The 16,580-nt window shown below is 67.4% G+C and carries 14 protein-coding genes; 10 read left to right on the plus strand and 4 right to left on the minus strand.

Going from position 1 to position 16,580, the window contains the following annotated elements; all coding sequences use genetic code 11:
• The 3 genes from QWY76_RS00740 to QWY76_RS00750 form a co-directional block, all read left to right on the plus strand.
• Positions 1-2,591 (plus strand): serine--tRNA ligase (locus QWY76_RS00740; protein ID WP_290309199.1); only part of this gene is annotated, 2,591 nt, incomplete at its 5' end.
• Between the two features lie 14 nt (positions 2,592-2,605).
• Positions 2,606-3,730 (plus strand): hypothetical protein, encoded by a 1,125-nt coding sequence (locus QWY76_RS00745; RefSeq protein WP_290309200.1) that lies wholly within the window; start codon positions 2,606-2,608, stop codon positions 3,728-3,730.
• Between the two features lie 166 nt (positions 3,731-3,896).
• Positions 3,897-5,099, plus strand: a complete 1,203-nt coding sequence (locus QWY76_RS00750) for a hypothetical protein (protein WP_290309201.1) — start codon at positions 3,897-3,899, stop codon at positions 5,097-5,099.
• 226 nt (positions 5,100-5,325) lie between these two features.
• Here QWY76_RS00750 and QWY76_RS00755 read toward each other — a convergent pair whose 3' ends face one another.
• Positions 5,326-6,525, minus strand: a complete 1,200-nt coding sequence (locus QWY76_RS00755) for a pyridoxal-phosphate-dependent aminotransferase family protein (protein WP_290309202.1) — start codon at positions 6,523-6,525, stop codon at positions 5,326-5,328.
• Between the two features lie 567 nt (positions 6,526-7,092).
• Here QWY76_RS00755 and QWY76_RS00760 point away from each other — a divergent pair.
• The 3 genes from QWY76_RS00760 (at position 7,093) to QWY76_RS00770 (ending at position 8,773) form a co-directional block, all read left to right on the plus strand.
• Positions 7,093-8,001: a hypothetical protein gene (locus tag QWY76_RS00760; protein WP_290309203.1), complete on the plus strand. Its 909-nt coding sequence runs from the start codon at positions 7,093-7,095 to the stop codon at positions 7,999-8,001.
• 89 nt (positions 8,002-8,090) lie between these two features.
• Complete coding sequence (locus QWY76_RS00765; RefSeq protein ID WP_290309204.1) at positions 8,091-8,462, plus strand: SpoIIAA family protein; 372 nt, start codon at positions 8,091-8,093, stop codon at positions 8,460-8,462.
• Positions 8,459-8,773 carry a cupin domain-containing protein gene (locus QWY76_RS00770; protein WP_290309205.1) on the plus strand — a complete coding sequence of 105 codons (315 nt, stop codon included), beginning with the start codon at positions 8,459-8,461 and terminating at the stop codon, positions 8,771-8,773. Before QWY76_RS00765 ends, QWY76_RS00770 begins: the two co-directional genes overlap by 4 nt.
• Positions 8,774-8,797: 24 nt before the next feature.
• Here QWY76_RS00770 and QWY76_RS00775 read toward each other — a convergent pair whose 3' ends face one another.
• The 3 genes from QWY76_RS00775 to kynA form a co-directional block, all read right to left on the minus strand.
• Complete coding sequence (locus tag QWY76_RS00775) at positions 8,798-9,292, minus strand: copper chaperone PCu(A)C (RefSeq protein ID WP_290309206.1); 495 nt, start codon at positions 9,290-9,292, stop codon at positions 8,798-8,800.
• Positions 9,293-9,393: 101 nt separating this feature from the next.
• A complete protein-coding gene (locus QWY76_RS00780) occupies positions 9,394-11,046 on the minus strand; it encodes an acyl-CoA dehydrogenase family protein (protein WP_290309207.1) in 1,653 nt (550 codons plus the stop codon).
• A 117-nt stretch (positions 11,047-11,163) separates the two neighbouring features.
• Complete coding sequence (gene kynA / locus QWY76_RS00785) at positions 11,164-12,024, minus strand: tryptophan 2,3-dioxygenase (protein WP_290309208.1); 861 nt, start codon at positions 12,022-12,024, stop codon at positions 11,164-11,166.
• A 203-nt stretch (positions 12,025-12,227) separates the two neighbouring features.
• Here kynA and QWY76_RS00790 point away from each other — a divergent pair, with 203 nt between their 5' ends.
• The 4 genes from QWY76_RS00790 to QWY76_RS00805 all read left to right on the plus strand — a co-directional run.
• Positions 12,228-12,776, plus strand: coding sequence for an NUDIX hydrolase (locus tag QWY76_RS00790; RefSeq protein WP_290309209.1), 549 nt, complete (start codon positions 12,228-12,230; stop codon positions 12,774-12,776).
• Positions 12,773-13,699, plus strand: coding sequence for an AAA family ATPase (locus QWY76_RS00795; protein WP_290309210.1), 927 nt, complete (start codon positions 12,773-12,775; stop codon positions 13,697-13,699). Before QWY76_RS00790 ends, QWY76_RS00795 begins: the two co-directional genes overlap by 4 nt.
• Entirely contained in the window at positions 13,696-14,649 is a 954-nt protein-coding gene (locus tag QWY76_RS00800) for a DUF58 domain-containing protein (protein ID WP_290309211.1), read from the plus strand. Before QWY76_RS00795 ends, QWY76_RS00800 begins: the two co-directional genes overlap by 4 nt.
• Positions 14,646-16,580 (plus strand): transglutaminase TgpA family protein (locus QWY76_RS00805; RefSeq protein ID WP_290309212.1); only part of this gene is annotated, 1,935 nt, incomplete at its 3' end. The genes QWY76_RS00800 and QWY76_RS00805, both read left to right, overlap by 4 nt.

Consider the following 16,580-nt stretch of genomic DNA (forward strand, 5'->3'; position numbering starts at 1 on the left):
ATGTTGCCGCGATGGAGGAACCCCGCCAGGGCGAGGTGCGCCAGAGCCTGCTCGATTTCCTTAATCGGGATAGCAACACGGGTGAGTTACCCCATTCCTATGACCCGGACTTGCCCGAGGATCTTAAGGGGCGCCTGCAGGAGATGCGAAGCGAGGCGGACCGCGCCAATGCCCGCGACATTGCCTATCGCCTGCAGGAAGAGGTGCGCCGTTATTATGTCGAGGATAGCCTCAGCGACGGCCTGGGGCGTGACTTCGTGGATCAGCATAGCGATGCTCTGCTTTCCATGAAACGACAGCATAACGAGCGGCTCAAGGCGCTTCTGGAAGGCAGCCAGATCGGAGAGCGGGGCATCAATGAGCTGATCGATCGCGAACGCATGGATGCATTTCTCGCCGAGCAGCGTCCGCGGCTGCAGCGCTGGAATACGACGCTCGACGCCCTGTCCGACGATCGCGCCGATATGCTGTGCAGCACGCGTTTCCACACTGCCGCCTGGTACTTCGATGCGCAAAACACGGACCAGATCCATGAGGGCTTCAAGGCCCAGTATGGATGTCTGAAGGATATCTGCCGCAGCGATGAGGCGACCGAACGTGTGGCCGACTGGCTGGAAGAGGCGCCGCACTACGATCGGCCGCTGTTTCATACCCTGCCGCTCGCCGACCAGAGTGACTTCATCGGCCAGTATTCGACGATCACCAATGCCGGTTACGGGACCGTGCTCAAGGCCAAGGACCTGTGGGATGAGCTCAACGCGATCGAGTCAGGTCGACTGCCGGCAGTGGATCAGCTACCCGAGGATACCCAGGTCATCGCCGAGAGCGCCCATCAGCCCTTTGCGCCGGCGATCTCGCGGGGCATCGCCCAGGTCATGGACGAGTTCCACCAGAGTATCAACCGTGACACGGTGCCCGACCTGGAGGAACTGTTTCGGCGCCTCCCCAAGGCGTTGCCCGCGAGGATCCTCGACGCTGCCCATCGTACGGGCGCCAGTTTCGTGGTGGCGTCACGCGAGGAGCTGGATAACTTTCGGCGCACCATGCAGCGCGTCCTGGCGCTGCGGGAAGAGCTCGACGAGCTTCGCAAGCGTCGCAATATCGTCAAGGCAAACGCTGGGCATTCTTCCCCTGAAGCGAAGGCTCTACTCGAGAAGTTCAAGCGCATACGCCAGGAGCTGCAGACGGTACACGAACCGAAACTCGCACAAGCGTTAAGCCCAATTGAGGAGCTTCCCGAGGATAGCGTCCGTGTCGCCGGTGCCGCCCCGGGGCGCGCCGGCCTGACGCTGGTGCTGCCGGCGGCCCAGCAGGCCGAGGTAGGCGGATTGATCCGTAACATTCGACAAGGGGTTGCGGCGGCACCCAAGGCAAGCCTGGTCGGAGATGGTCTTGGCTTGCTAGTTTTTGCTGCTCAGGTGGTTACTTTCTGGCATACATACCAAGACTATCAGAGTGGTACTGGGTCGAATCGATCAACGACGCGTATCGATGTTATTAAATCATTTGTTGCTACAAGTTCTGCTGGGTTTCTTGCGGCTCAGGGCATCATGGATACCGCCCTAGATCTAAGGGTGAAGGCACTAGCCGATGCCCTTAATGATGCCGGTGCCCTAAAGGTCGCGAACTCACTAGGTAAGCTGCATATTTTCTTGGGAGGCATGACTTACGTCGCAGGCGTTTTTGCTTCTTACTTTAGCCTTTCAAGTCGATATAGTACTTGGCAGGAGGCTGTTCGTAGTGGCGACCAAAGTGCTCAGAGTGCTGCCATGGCCAGTATGGCAGGTGCCGGAGGCATGCTGGGGGCTAATGTCTATGGCTTGACCCATACCCTTCATACAGGCTTTTCCGTAGCGTTCCGTGGCGTTGAGTGGGCCGCTGCCGGTGCTCGACTGGGATCAGTGTTCTGGCGATTTAACCTCGCCGGAGCGCTGTTTACCGTACTCGAACTGGGAGGCAGTTGGTTCTATAACCGTTACAGCACTAGCCGCCATGACCAATGGCTACTCTCTACCCCCTGGAGTCAGGATGCGGAACAAGCCCGTGATGACTCGCTTGAGGCTTATCAGTCTCAGCTACAGGCAATTGCACAAGCACCAAGGATTAATGTCAGCATCGAGGAATTCGAGAGCTGGTGGAAGAATCGGCTCGAAGGCCTAAAGTCGGTGGATTTTGACCTTAGCCTTCCTCCCATCGGCTTGCAGGATATTATCGCCCCCTTTGGCGGTAAGCCGCCATATACACTGTCGCTGGCCTGCTATCAGGTGCGCTCGAACGCGGGACCAGGCCCGCGTGAATTCTGGTATCCCGCAACCAGTCAAGTCGATCTCCAGCTCGATCTGGAAGATCAAGCGCCTCTGACGCTCGGTTTTCCCAGACCGGAGCCGGTGGGTGAGGGAGATTGGCGCTACCATGATACCGTTATGGCGATCCGGGTCGAGACCCTGGATAAAGACGGCCAATATCGACCCACTGACTATCATATCCGCGTTTCTTTAGCTGGCGGCGAGGGAATCTATACGCCATCGGAAGTGACCGTGCGTGGCGAGCCGGCGCCCTGGCAGGAAATCGATCCTCTTCTTCTTACTTGATCCAAGGCATAATCATGGCAGGCAACAAACCCCAGACGCCGCGCCCCGATATGGCCCAGCCCCATCGGGCCGGTGATATTGAATCATTTCCAGGCGGCAAGGTCAGTTACCTGTCGCCTGTTCCCTTGCCCACGGGCTCGGCGCCCGTGGACTTCAATCAGGCCATCGGCGAGGTCAACGATGCCTATCTGGACTTCGGGGGGAGTCTTCCCACCCCCTTTACTTGGCAGTTTACTTTAGGGATACCCTTCATTGGTTCTCTGTGGATTGTTGTGGTTACCCCTTTGGTACTCGGGTGGATGACTTCTAGCGAAGAGCTCCCTTTTGCCAGTGAGTTTATAGCCTTCTTCGATATTACTCTGGGAATAGGACTATGGGGGGGGGGGCTTATCCTTGCCTTGGCTTTGTTTATCAAAGCCCAATACCACTTCAAGTTTCGCAACGACGTCCCTACCCGCTTCCATCGCCAGCGCCGTGAGGTCGCCTTTGCGCCGGGCGGTGGTAAGCCGCCAATAATTGTGCCCTGGGAAAGCGTGGCGGCCTGGGTAACTCAGGCCCAGGGCGCCACTCAGTACGGCGTGCAGCGCCAATATGGCCTGGGGCTCGGCTTTATCGATCCCGAGACGGGGCAGCAGCACTTCCTCGAACTGCAGCAGCCCGGCCTGCCGCTGGCGATGGGGCTGTGGGAGTCGGTGCGGGCCTACATGGAATACGAGGTGCATACCCGCGAGGAGATTCAGGATCCGCACGGCCTGCATCGCCCCGGTGATCCGCCCCACGAGGGCGTGCATACCTTCCATCGCGCCCGCCAACGCCTGCATCGCCGCCATCGCGACGGCGAGATCGGCCTGTTCAAGGTGGCCATGTGGTACCTGTGGCACATTATTGACCTGTGGACGATTCCCTTCCACCTCGCCGAGTGGGAAATCCGCGCCATCCAGAAAGCCGGACGCAAGACCCTGCCGGCGAGCCTCGAGGACTGGTCGCAGCCGCTCCCCAGGGAACAGTGGGTCCCGCCCAGCGATGAGCTCAAGCGCCTCTCGGCGGAAGTTCGCCGGCGTCAGGCCCAGCAGCCCAACCGGCCCATTACCGCCATCTTCGCCGAGGTCTATGCCGAGGAAACGACGCTCTCAGCCTGATTGCCTCTTACTTGGGCACCGCTTTCACTGAACGACATATCGCACGGCAAGGATGCCGTGCCTACATATTCTCGCTAGGGAAGGCACGCTGCCGTCTGCCCCAGCGGTAGCGTGCCTTTAAGGTTGTTGGCGAGCTAAAACGCTGGAACAAGCAAGGAGGCAGGACATGACCGATGCCGCGCAGCCGGAAGAACAGCAAGGGTACGAGGAGACGGCCTTCACGGCCGATCGTATTCCCCGCCAGGCGCCGCCGCCCCCCAAGGGCAAGCTCGGCAAGCTGGGTGACGCCTTCGATATGGCGCGTCTGCCTTGGGGGCATTATATTGGCGTCAATCCTTCAGAATTCGAATATGAGTATTCGGAAGCCTGGTATCGTAAGTATGAGTACATGGGGGAGAAGGATTTTCACGACTATTCGATGATCAACGAGTTACGCTGGTCGCAGTTCGTTGATGAAGATATTAGCCTGATCTATCGCTTATTTCGTTTCTGGTTCGTTTTCTGGACGCACCTTCTTAGCTTTATTGGGCCGGGGGGGCGCATGGGGGGGGGGTTAGGCGCGGCATTAGTAGTCTTGGGGGTGGAAGTTTTTGCGGAACTGTTTTGGCCTAAGAACGGCTTCTCCTTTTCCATGCTTGTTATTCCATTGAGTGTTGCTGGGGTTTGTAGTGTTTCTACGTTGCTGAGGAGACTCTACGAGACTCAGAGTATTCGTTTCTACAAGAGTAACCAGAACTGGTCGGATGATGTCTCTTTCTGCCGCCGCTCCGGCCTGGTCAAGAGCTTCCAGGGCAATTTCCCCTTCTACGAGTTCGATGCCTTTATCGAGATGGCCGCTGACATGAAGGGCAATCAGCGTCACACCCTCAAGGTGCGCCATCGCTATCCGCAGTTCAGCAAGGACAAGCGCAGCGGCTTGCCGTTGGAATTCACTTTTCCCACCGATACCGGCAGCATCGCCGAGCGCTACGCCATGTGGGATATGCTGAGCCGCTTCATGGACGTCAGCCAGCCGCTGCCGGACATTCCCCGGCTGGAGCCTTTCCGTCAACTCGACCCGACCACCCGGGCCTTCGACGAGGCCGGCAAGCGTGGCCGCCCGGCCACCTACTGGCGCGACCTCTACGCCAGCGTGGATGAGAAGGAACTGACACGCCTTCGCGACGAGCATCATCAGAAAGTGAACGCCGCCCCTTGGGGCAGCCGCCCCGACCTGATGGCAAAGTCGGTGCCGGGCTACGAGGACAGCTACGCCGCCGAACCCGAAGACGTAAACGCCTACGCGCATGCGCCGACCAGGAACGTGCGTTTCGTGGAGCGCCCCGAGGCGGCTTCGTCGGACAGCCCGTCGGAGCGAAATGACACCTAGCCCGACATGTCGAGAGCCTCGGTGGCCGCCGGTTTCACCGAGGCCCTGAAACATCGAAGGATATACCGCACGGCAAGGACGCTGTGCCTTAATTTTCGCCAAGGCCGGCGAGCTGTTTTCTGACCCGGCGGTAGCATATCGGGTAGTGGCGACTCTCCTGTCCTTGGAAGTTTGCGTGCCTCCTCTGGCTCTAATCTGTACCTGTCCCTGATTGTTTCTGGCTACCTTACTCTTCGGCCGACAGGGCTTGCAGATGGTTCTCCAGGGCGGCCATGCCAGCCGGTAAGTCCACCGGGTGACCGAGGGCGTTAAACGTTGAACCCAAGGCATGCAGCGTGCGAAACAGGTTATGCACCCGGCACTGCTCACCCATTTGACCGATGCGTACGATGGGCGGGCCAAAGGAACCGGCAATCTCAACCCGAAAGTGACGCGAGATGTGGGAGCAGACTGCCTTTGAATCCAGCCCCTCGGGCAAGGCAATACCCACCACAGAATTAAGCCGGGCTTCGGTGGGCACGTAAAGCGAAAGCCCCAACGCCTCTATGCCACCCTGCAACGCCAGGCTGCTCTTGCGGTGGCGTTGAAAACGACGCTCCAGGGTCTCCTCGCAGACCAGACGCATGGCTTCGTGCAAGGCCAGCAGACCAGACACCGGCGCGGTGTAATGATAGGAGGCTTCATGCCAGAACCGGGTCGCGAGCAGGGCGTCCAGCGTCCAGTGCGGCATCGGCACCGGGCGTTGCAGAATACGCTGCCAGGCGTGTTCGGAGAAGGCGACCAGAGAGACGCCGGGAATCGAGCTCAGGCCCTTCTGGCCACCGGTAATCACCACATCGATGCCCCAGTCGTCCATGTTCAGTTCCATGGTGCTGAGCGTGCAGACCGCATCCACAATCAGGCGGCAGTTGTACCGTTGAGCCAGAGCGCCGATGGCAGCCAGGTCTTTGTTATGGGTGGTGTTCGAGGTCTCGCCCTGAACGATGGTCATCACTTCCGGTTCAAAGGTTTGCAGAATGTCTTCAATGCGACTGACATCGGCTCTGCAACCTTCATCGACCTGCAAGCGCTCAACCTCTCCGCCGGCGCGCCGGGCCATTTCGGCCAGGCGCTGTGAGAAGAAGCCATTGCAGACGCACAGTACCCGGGTGTCCGGCCACACCAGGTTGGTAACGGCCATCTCCATTGCGGCCGATCCCGGCCCTGCCACGCCCATCAGCCAGGGCGATTCGGTCTGGAAGATATAACGCCCCATCCGCTTCACCTGATCGATGATGCGCGCCATGGTCTCACCCAGGTGGTTAATGACAATGCCATTCGCCGCTGCCACCGGACCAGGAATGGGTACCGGGCCGGCCCCCATCATCAACAGGGGGTCTTCGGGTAGAATCTGGTTAAGGGCATCTATATGGGGAGCTTGAATCATCCTGGGCACGTCCGGCTGGGTAGGGAAACAGTTAGGACCAAAGAGCCCATATCATGAGGCGCTAACCCCACCAGAGCAATCACCTGTACGCCCTGTCAGCCCACCCTGCCCCGGGCGAAAGATCTTCTTACCATCCCCCGGCGCGCACCTGATGCACGGCTTGTGGTTTGCGCTGTTTTCCATGAGTGGCAAATTCACGCTGGTGGGTCTGGGCTTCCTGGGGGCAGAGCAGGAATCGCTGGGGGCTTCGGACATCGTCTGGATGGCGATTCTCCATCTGGTGGTCTTGCCGTCTCTGGCCATCGGCTATGTCCTCTTCTACCGCGGGGTGCGCCGCCTGACCGGCTGGCGCAAGGAGACCGTCTTCGTGCCCCGTGGAGGAACGCTTCGGGCAGTCAGGCGCCGGCGAGGCGCCGAAGGGGCCTATCGCAGTGTGCCCTTCGCCGCTCAGTCGGGATGGTTCGGCGCGGCAGGCCCTACATCAGATGGCGCTGCGCCCGTGTTCAACAAGCCGCCGGGGGAGGGCTTGGCTAGGATGAAGATATCTCCCTGTCGTGGGCCCTCGCGATGCCCCACTCCCACCTTGCCCGAATGGCCCCTCCCACGCCTGGCTGGCGGCGCCTCACCCGGATCGTCCTTTGCCTGGCGCTGTCGTGCCTGCTGGGGGGACCGGCCGCGGCCCAGGATGCGGCGACCCGCGAGCGCTGGCGCGAGGCCATCGCCGCCTCGCCCTTCGAGGCGCCGCTCAGTGTCGTCTCGGAGGCACGCCCCTACGGCGTCAGCGGCAGCATCTATGCCCGCATCTCCCGGCCCTTGCCGGTGCTGGCGGGGGAGCTCACCTCGGCGGCGGCCTGGTGCGAGATCCTGTTCCTGCACCTCAACGTCGAGGCCTGCCGGCACCAGTCGCATGCCGAGGGGGCCGATGCCCTGAGCGTCCATGTGGGCCGGCGAGGCTTCCAGCCCCTCGAGGAGGCACAGCGTATCGACCTGACCCTGGAGGTCCGGGCGGTGCTTCCCCAGTACCTTTCCCTCGGCCTGGAGGGCGACCAGGGGCCCTATGGCACCCGCGACTTCCGCCTGAGGCTGCAGGCGATGCCGGACGGCGAGGCGGCGAGCCTGGTCCACCTGCGCTATTCGCTGGCCTATGGCACGCCCGCGCGCCTCGCCCTGTGGGCCTATTTCAACTCCGTGGGCCGGGACCGGGTCGGCTTCACGGTGGTGGGACGCGAGGCGGATGGTTCCCCGCGCTACGTGGGAGGCGTGCGCGGCATGATCGAGCGCAACGTGATGCGCTTCTACCTGGCCCTGGAGGTCCACCTCGCGACGCTCTCCCTGCCCGCGTCCGGCCGTCTCGAGACCCGGCTGCGGCGCTGGTTCGCGGCGACGGAGCGCTACCCGCGGCAGCTCCACGAACTGGACGAGGCGACCTACCTGGCCCAGAAGCGTCGCGAGCAGGCCCGCCAGCCGGCTCGCTGAGACGGACGTCTCGGCGAGGAGGCTGGGGCTTGTTGCCTGGACTAGGCTGGCCTTTGGAGGACATTCACATCGAGGACAAGGAGGCAGTCATGTTTCAAGTAGAGCGCAAGGGCGACGATCGCCTGGATATCACCTTCGGCGGCAAGCTCGACAGCGAGGCCATGCGCGCCGCGCTGGACGACCTCATCGCGCAGTCGGAGGGCATCGAGCACGGGCGCATGCTGTATCGCGTCGAGGACTTCCACCTGCCGACCCTCGGCGCCATCGGCATCGAGATGTCGCGCCTGCCGGGGCTGTTCCGCTTCATCCGGCGCTTCGACCGGGCGGCGGTCATCGCCGGCCAGGACTGGATTCGGCGGGCCAGCGAGCTCGAGGGCGCGCTGATCCCCGGGCTCACCATCAAGGCGTTCGAACCGGACGAGGAGGAACAGGCCGAGGCCTGGTTGCAGGAGGCACCATGACGAACCTGTTCGACGACCTGCCCGCGGCCGTCGACGACGAGGTCTTCGAGGTCCTCGCCCGCAACGAGCGTGTCACCATCGAGCGCATCGTTTCCCGGGGCCAGGCCTCGCCGGCCGGCGGTGGCTGGTACGACCAGGCCCACGACGAGTGGGTCCTGGTGCTGAAGGGGGAGGCCCGGCTCGCCTTCGAGGGGGGCGACGAGGTGCGTCTCGCCCCGGGCGACCACCTGGTGATTCCCGCCCACCGCCGGCATCGGGTGGCCTGGACGACGCCGGACACCGAGACCGTCTGGCTGGCGGTGCACTACTGAGACGGAGGCGCCGCCAGACGTGGTTCAGTGAGCGTGATGGCCGTCGGCGGCGGCGCTGCCCTCGGCGGCGTGCTGCACCCAGACCTCCACCTCGACCTCGCCGCGCTCGGCGAATTCCAGGGTCAGCGGGAAGTGGTCGCCCTCGGCCAGCGGGCCGCTCAGGCCGATCAGCATCAGGTGGTGGCCGCCGCCGGGGCGCATCCGCACCGGCGCCTCGGGCGTGATACGCAGTTCCGGCACCGGGCGCATGCGCATGGTGCCGTCCGTCATGGTCATGTGGTGGACCTCGACGACCTCGCTGGCCGGGGTGCGCGCGCCCGTCAGCACGGCCGGGTGGTCGCCGGTCACCTCGAGGTCGAGATAGGCGCCGCCACTCATCGCGCCCGGCGGCGTGGGCGTGGCGAAGGGATGGGCGATGCGCAGGTCCTCGGCCTGCTGCTCGTGGGCGGCGGCCAGGGGCGACAGCAGGCCGCTGGCCAGCAGGCAGGCGGCGGCGAGGCGAAACGGGTGACGCGTCATGCGGGCATCCTTGTGTGGGGGGCAGGCGAGGCCGTTAACTGGCCTCAGGGTAGCGGGCCGGCCGGGGCAGGCAAGGGGTACCGTGTCGCAAGGGGCGGGGATCAGCTGGGCAGGCGGGCGAGGATCGCGTCGAGCGGCGCCTCCCGGGGCAGCACCCCGTAGGCGGGGCTCACCGCCTCGCCGAGCCGCGAGCGGCAGAAGGCCTGGCCGAGCGGCGCGGGGGCGTGACGCAGCAGCAGGGCGGCCTGCAGGCACTGGGCCAGGCGTTGGGTGAGCCAGCGGGCGCGGGGCTCCAGTGCCTCGGGGGCATCGTCGAGTTGGCGCTCCAGCTCGGCCAGGGCGCGGTCCAGCTCGGCGGATTCGCCCTTCACCGCGGCGAACTCTTGGGTCATCGCCTCCCGGGCCTCGGGATGACGCCCCAGCACCCGCAGCACGTCCAGGCAGATCACGTTGCCCGAGCCCTCCCAGATGGAATTCACCGGGGCCTCCCGGTAGAGCCGCGCCAGCGGCGATTCCTCCACGTAGCCGATGCCGCCCAGGCACTCCATGGCCTCGGCCAGGAAGCCGGGCGCGCGCTTGTTGTGCCAGTACTTGGCCAGGGCCGGCAGCAGGCGGGCCAGGGCCTTCTCGTGGGCGTCGTCCCGCGCCGCGCCGTCGAAGGCCCGGGCGGTGCGCAGGCTGAGGGCCACGCCGGCCTCCACCTCCAGGGCGAGGTCGGCCACCAGGGTGCGCATCAGCGGCTGCTCGGCCAGCCGCCTGCCGAAGGCCTGGCGGCCCTGCACGTGGCGCCAGGCCTCGACCAGGGCCTGGCGCATCATGCCCACCGGCGCGGTGGCGGCATCCAGGCGGGTCTGCTGGACCATCGCCAGGATGGTGGCCACGCCGCGGCCGGGATCGCCCACCGCCGCCGCCCAGGCGCCGCGATACTCGATCTCCGCCGAGGCATTGGCGCGATTGCCGCACTTGTCCTTGAGGCGCTGCAGCTCGATGGGGTTGCGGCTGCCGTCCGGCGCGAAGCGTGGCACCAGGAAGCAGCCCAGGCCGTCGTCGGTCTGGGCCAGGGTCAGGAAGGCGTCCGACATGGGCGCGCTGCAGAACCACTTGTGCCCGGTCAGCCGCCAGCCGTCCTCGTCCCGCTCGGCGCGGGTGGTGTTGGCGCGCACGTCGCTGCCGCCCTGCTTCTCGGTCATCGCCATGCCGAAGGTCAGGGCGCTCTTGCGCTCGGCGGGAAGGGCGCGTGGGTCGTAGTCCCAGGCCAGCAGGCCCGGCGACCACTCGGCCAGCACGCCCGGCGAGGCGCGCAGCACCGGCATGGCGGCATGGGTCATGGTCACCGGGCAGCAGAAGCCGGGCTCGGCCTGGGTCAGCAGGTAGAGGGCGGCCACGTGGGCCTGATGGCCGCCGCGGCCCTCCTCCTGCCAGGCCACCGCCTGCCAGCCATGGTCCATGGCCAGGTGCATCAGCTCATGATAGGCGGGGTGGTAGACCACCTCGTCGAGGCGACGGCCATGGCGGTCGAAGAGGCGCAGCTCGGGGGGATGCCGGTTGGCCGCCTCGCCGAGGGCCTGCACGCGGCGGCTGCCGACCTCCCGGCCCAGCGGCGCCAGGCGCCGGGCCACCCAGTCCGGGGCCTCCCGGCGCAGGGCCTCCTGCAGCGCCGGGTCGTCGGCCAGGGCGTCGCGGTCCTCGGCCGGGGCGGGCTGGTTGATCACCAGGTGGGTGGCCAGCCGGTCGCGGGGAGCATGATCCTGCATGGCGCGCCTCCGATGCACGGGTTGCCTTGAGCATGGTGGCTGCCAGCGGCCCGGTCAAAATCCCCCGACCTGAGGCCGATATGCCCCGTCGTTGGGCGGCGTCGCAGGGGCCCGGCCTCACAGCGAGGTGCGCACCGACCACAGCTCCGGGAAGAACTGCAGGTCCAGCGCCTTGACCAGGTAGTTCACCCCCGCCGTGCCGCCGGTGCCGCGGCGATAGCCGATGATGCGCTCCACCGTCTTCATGTGGCTGAAGCGCCACTTCTGGAAGTTGTACTCCAGGTCGACCAGTTTCTCGGCCAGCTCGTAGAGGTCCCAGTGGGTGGTGGTATCGCGATAGATCGCCGCCCAGGCCGCCTCGACCTCGGGGGAGGCGGCGTAGGGCTCGGCCCAGTCGCGCTCGAGGTGGCTCGCGGGAATGGTGAAGCCCCGCGCGGCGAGCCGTTGCAGCACGATGTCGTAGAGGCTCGGCGCCTGGAGCACCGCCTTCAGGTGCGCGTAGTGCCCCGGGTGGGCGCGGTGGGCCTCGATCATCCGTGCGTTCTTGTTGCCCAGCAGGAACTCGAGCTCGCGGTACTGGTAGGACTGGAAGCCCGAACTCTGGCCCAGCTCGTCGCGGAAGCTGGAGTAGTCCGCCGGGGTCATGGTCACCAGCACCTCCCAGGCCTTGATCAGCTGCTCCTGGATGCGGGCGACCCGGGTCAGCATCTTGAATGCCGGGCGCAGTGCGTCGCGACGGATGTGCTCGGCGGCGCCGTGGGCCTCGTGCAGGCACAGCTTCATCCACAGCTCCGAGGCCTGGTGGATGACGATGAACAGCATCTCGTCGTGCTGCGAGGAGCGCGGGTGCTGGCAATCGAGCAGCGTCTCGAGGCCCAGGTACTGGCCGTAGCTCATGTCCTGGTCCCAGTGGACGCGCTCGCCCTCCAGGTCCACCTGCCGCTTGTGCTCGGTCTCTCCGGCTGGTTGGTCGTGCATCGTCGCCTCCGCATGCTGGGGGTGGGGCCGTCACAGGCATATCCCTCAGACTGCACGCAAGCGAGGATCCGCGCCATCGCCGACTCCGGGATCGTTCGGCCGCGGCGCGGACGCGAGCGGATCTGTGCCGCCGCTGCGACCCACGGCACGTGACGCTTCGGGCTTGACTGAGTAGGCTGAAGACATTTCCCTGGAGACCCGCCATGACCGACGATGCCCTGGCGTCCCCGCCGCTGCCGGCCCCGCAGATCGCCGACGAGAGCATCCAGCTGGTGGATGCCCGCAACCGGCCCTGCGGCAGCGCGTCCCGGGCCACCATGCGGCGCTTTCGCTACTGGCATCGCGCCACCTACATCGTCGTGCGCAACCGCCAGGGCGAGCTCTGCGTGCAGCGGCGCACCCTGACCAAGGAGGTCTTTCCCGGCGGGCTCGACCTGGCCGCCGGCGGCGTGGTCGGTGCCGGGGAGGCGGTGCATCGCGCCGCCCGTCGCGAGCTGGCCGAGGAACTGGGCATCGAGGGCGTGCCGCTGCGCCATGCCCTGGACTTCACCTATGTCGGGGAGGGCAACCATATCTTCTGCAGCGCCTACCGGGTCGACTACGAGGGCCCCCTGCGCCTGCAGGCGGAGGAAGTCGCCGAGGTCTTCTGGCTGCCGCCGGCCGAGGCCCTGGCCCTCGAGGGGGCCACGCCGGACACCCGCCAGGCGGTGGAGGCGATGCTCGCCGCGGGCTGGCTGGAGGGGGCCGCGTGAACCGGCCGGTGGCACGGGAGGGCCTGGCGGCGGTGATCGCCGGCCTGGAGGGCGTGGTGCTGGGCAAGCCCCGGGAGGTGCGCCTGGCGCTGTGCTGCCTGCTGGCCCGCGGCCACCTGCTGATCGAGGACCTGCCGGGGCTGGGCAAGACCACCCTGGCCCAGTCCCTGGCCCGGGTCACCGGCCTCGACATGCAGCGGCTGCAGTTCACCAGCGACCTGCTGCCCGCCGACGTGCTGGGCGTCTCGGTGTTCGATCCCCGCGAGGCCAGCTTCCGCTTCCACCCCGGGCCGATCTTCCACGGCCTGGTGCTGGCCGACGAGATCAACCGGGCCACTCCCAAGACCCAGAGCGCGCTGCTCGAGGCCATGGAGGAGAACCGGGTCACGGTGGAGGGGGAGACCCGGGACCTGCCCGATCCCTTCTTCGTGATCGCCACCCAGAACCCCCAGGAGCAGGCCGGCACCTTCCCGCTGCCGGAGTCCCAGCTGGACCGCTTCCTGATGCGGCTCTCGCTGGGCTACCCCGACCCCCGGGCCGAGCGCGAGATCCTGCGCGGGCGGGCCGGCCGGGCCACCCTCGAGATGCTGCCGCCACTGCTCGATGCCGGCATCCTGCGGCGCTGGCAGGATCGCTGCGAGACCATCCACGTGGCCGATCCACTGCTCGACTATCTCCAGGCCCTGGCCGCGGCCAGTCGCGAGCATCCGGAACTGTCCTGGGGGCTCTCGCCGCGAGGCGTGCTGTCGCTGCTGCGGGCCGCACGGGCCTGGGCGCTGCTGGCGGGGCGCGACCACGTGCTGCCCGACGATGTCCAGGCCGTGTGGGTGCCGGTGGCCGGGCATCGGCTGAGCAGCGGGCGCCGCGAGACGGGCGAGGCCGCGGCGCGGCAGCTGCTCGAGCAGGTGCCGGTGGTGCGATGACCCTGGCGCGCTCCGGCCCCGTCTCCTGGCGCGAGCGCCTGCGCCAGCACTGGCAAGGCCGGCTGTCCGCGCCGTTGGGCGAGCCCCTGCCCCAGAAACGCCTCTTCCTGCTGCCCACCCGCTTCGGCCTGGGCTGGGCGGCACTGATCCCCGTGCTGGTGCTGTTCGGCATCAACTACCAGAACAGCCTGGCCCATGCGCTGGCCTTCTGGCTGTTCGCCCTGGGCGTGGTGGTGATCTTCCGCGCCTGGCGCAACCTGCTGGGGGTGCGCCTCGCGCTGCGCCAGCCCGCCGAGGTCTTCGCCGGCGGCGAGGCGCGCCTGGGGATCGTCGCCAGCGCCCGGCGACCGCGCACGGCCCTGCGGGTGAGCGCCGAGGGCCGGGCGGCCCAGCTGGACATCTGTGCCGGCCATGGCGAGACCGAGCTGGCCGTGCCGGCCCCGCGGCGCGGGGTCGTCGCGCTGCCGGTGCTGCGCCTCGAGACCCGCTGGCCCCTGGGCCTGGTGCGGGCCATGGCCTGGCAGGACCACGACACCGAGCTCGTGGTCTGGCCCCGCCCCCTGGTCGAGGAGGCGTCCGCCCACCGCCCCGAAGGGCAGGGGCTGGATAGCGGGGATTTCGCCGGGCTGCGCCGCTTCGTGCAGGGCGACAGCCCGACCCGCCTGGCCTGGAAGCAGTGGAGCCGCACCGGCACCCTGGCCACCAAGGCCTTCGAGGCCCCGCCCCGCGAGAGCCTGTGGCTCGACTACCAGGCCTGCCGCGGCGATCCCGAGCGTCGCCTCTCGGTGCTCTGCGGTCGGGTGCTGGCCCACCACCGGGCCGGCGACCGCTATGGGCTGCGCCTGCCCGGCCAGGTGCTGGCGCCGGGCGAAGGCGAGGCCCAGCGGCGCGCCGCCCTCGATGCCCTGGCACGCTGTCAGCCGCCGGGGCTGGCGGAGCTGTCGCCTTGAACCGCGCGGCCCGGCCGTCCTCACCGGTGCTGCTGGCGGACGGGCACCGCCTCGGCGGCGTCATGCTGCGTCAGCTGTTCCTCGGCCAGTGCCTGGTGCTGGCCCTGCACCTGGCCTGGGTGCCGGGCTGGCTGGCGGTGATGGCGGTCGCCGTGGCCGGCTATCGCTACCTCCAGCTGCGCCGCGACCTGCCGCGCGCCAGCCTGGTGCTGCGCCTGATGGCGGTGGCCGGCCTGGTGCTGGCGCTGTGGGGGCACTATGACGGCTTCGGCGGCATGGAGTCGCTGATCGGCCTGCTGCTGGGGATCTACCTGCTCAAGTTGCTGGAGACCCAGAATCGTCGCGATGCCCGGGTCGTGGTGATGATCGGCCTGATCACGGTGACCGTGGCCTTCCTCCATGACCAGGGCATGCTGATGGCCCTGGCCGCCCTGGGAACGCTGGCCTGGCTGCTGCAGTCGCTGGTCTGGCTGTCGGGGGCGCGGGACGCCCGGCATGCCTGGCGGGAAACCGCCTGGCTGCTGGGACTCTCGGCGCCGCTGATGGCCGTGCTGTTCCTGGTCTTCCCGCGCATGGAGCCGCTGTGGAGCATGCCCCAGATGGGCCGTGCCTCCACCGGGCTCAGCGACCAGATCGCCCCGGGCGACATCGCCGAGCTCTCGCGCAGCGATGCCCGGGCCTTCCGGGCCGCCTTCGAGGGCCCGCCGCCGCCGCCCAGCCAGCGCTACTGGCGGGTCTACACCCTCTCGCACTTCGACGGCGTGCGCTGGACCCGCGCCACGCCGTCGCAACTCGCGGCGACCCTGGGGCTGCCGCTGTCGCGCTTCGCCCGCGAGGGGCGGCGCAGCGCCTGGGCGCCGCCCGGCGCCGCCGCCCGCTACCGCCTCGAACTGCTGCTCGAGCCCGACAGCCGTCCCTGGCGACCCTCCCTGGGGGCCCCCCGCGCGGTCGACTCGCCCCAGCGCTTCCTCGCCGACGGCACCCTGGAGGGCCGCGAGCCGCTGCGGGCCCGCAGCCTGCTGCGACTCGCCAGCAGCGGGGCGCCGCCGGCCTACCCGGACCCCGCCGGCGCGATCTGGCACACCCTGCTGCCGGCCGAGACCAACCCCCGCACCCGGGCATTGGCCGAGCGGCTGTGGCGCGACAGCGGGGCCGACCCGGAGCGCTACCTGCAAGCCGTGCTGGCGCGTTTCGGCGAGGCGCCCTTCCGCTACACCCTGTCGCCGCCGCGACTGACCGGCCGTGACCGCGTCGACGACTTCCTGTTCACGACCCGGGCGGGATACTGCTCCCACTATGCCTCGGCGACCGCCGTGCTGGCCCGCACGGTGGGCATCCCGGCGCGGGTCGTGGCCGGCTTCCAGGGCGGCGAGCGACACCCCGATGGCCACCTCACGGTGCGCGAGTACGATGCCCATGCCTGGGTCGAGGTCTGGCGGGACGGGATCTGGCGGCGCCTCGACCCCACCGCGGCGATCGCCCCGGAACGCATCGAGCAGGGCGCCGGGGCCGTGCGCGAGGGCCGCGAGGCCTTCCTGGCGGATGCCCCCTTCTCGCCGCTGCGCCTGCGCGAGATCGGCTGGGCCAACCAGCTGCGCCTGGAATGGGAGCGGCTGGAATACCGCTGGCAACGCGGGGTGATCGGCTATCACCGCGAGGCACGCGATCGCCTGCTGGCGGAGCTGCTGGCCACGCTGGAGGCCTGGCTGGCGGCCCTGGTCGCGCTGGGGGCCTGGACGCTCGCGCTGGGGCTCGCCCTGGGCCTGGGCGGCACGCTGCTCGCCACGCTGGGGCTGCGCGAGCTGTATCGCTGGGCGGTCGGGCGGCGGGGCGATGTCTGGCGCATCCAGCGGCTGCAGGCCTGGCTGGCCCGCCGCGGGCGGCCGGCCCGGCCGGGCGAGTCGCCGGCCGCCCACCTGCGGCGCCTGGCC

The organism is Halomonas maura (assembly GCF_030409305.1).
Taxonomy (GTDB): Bacteria; Pseudomonadota; Gammaproteobacteria; order Pseudomonadales; family Halomonadaceae; genus Halomonas; species Halomonas maura.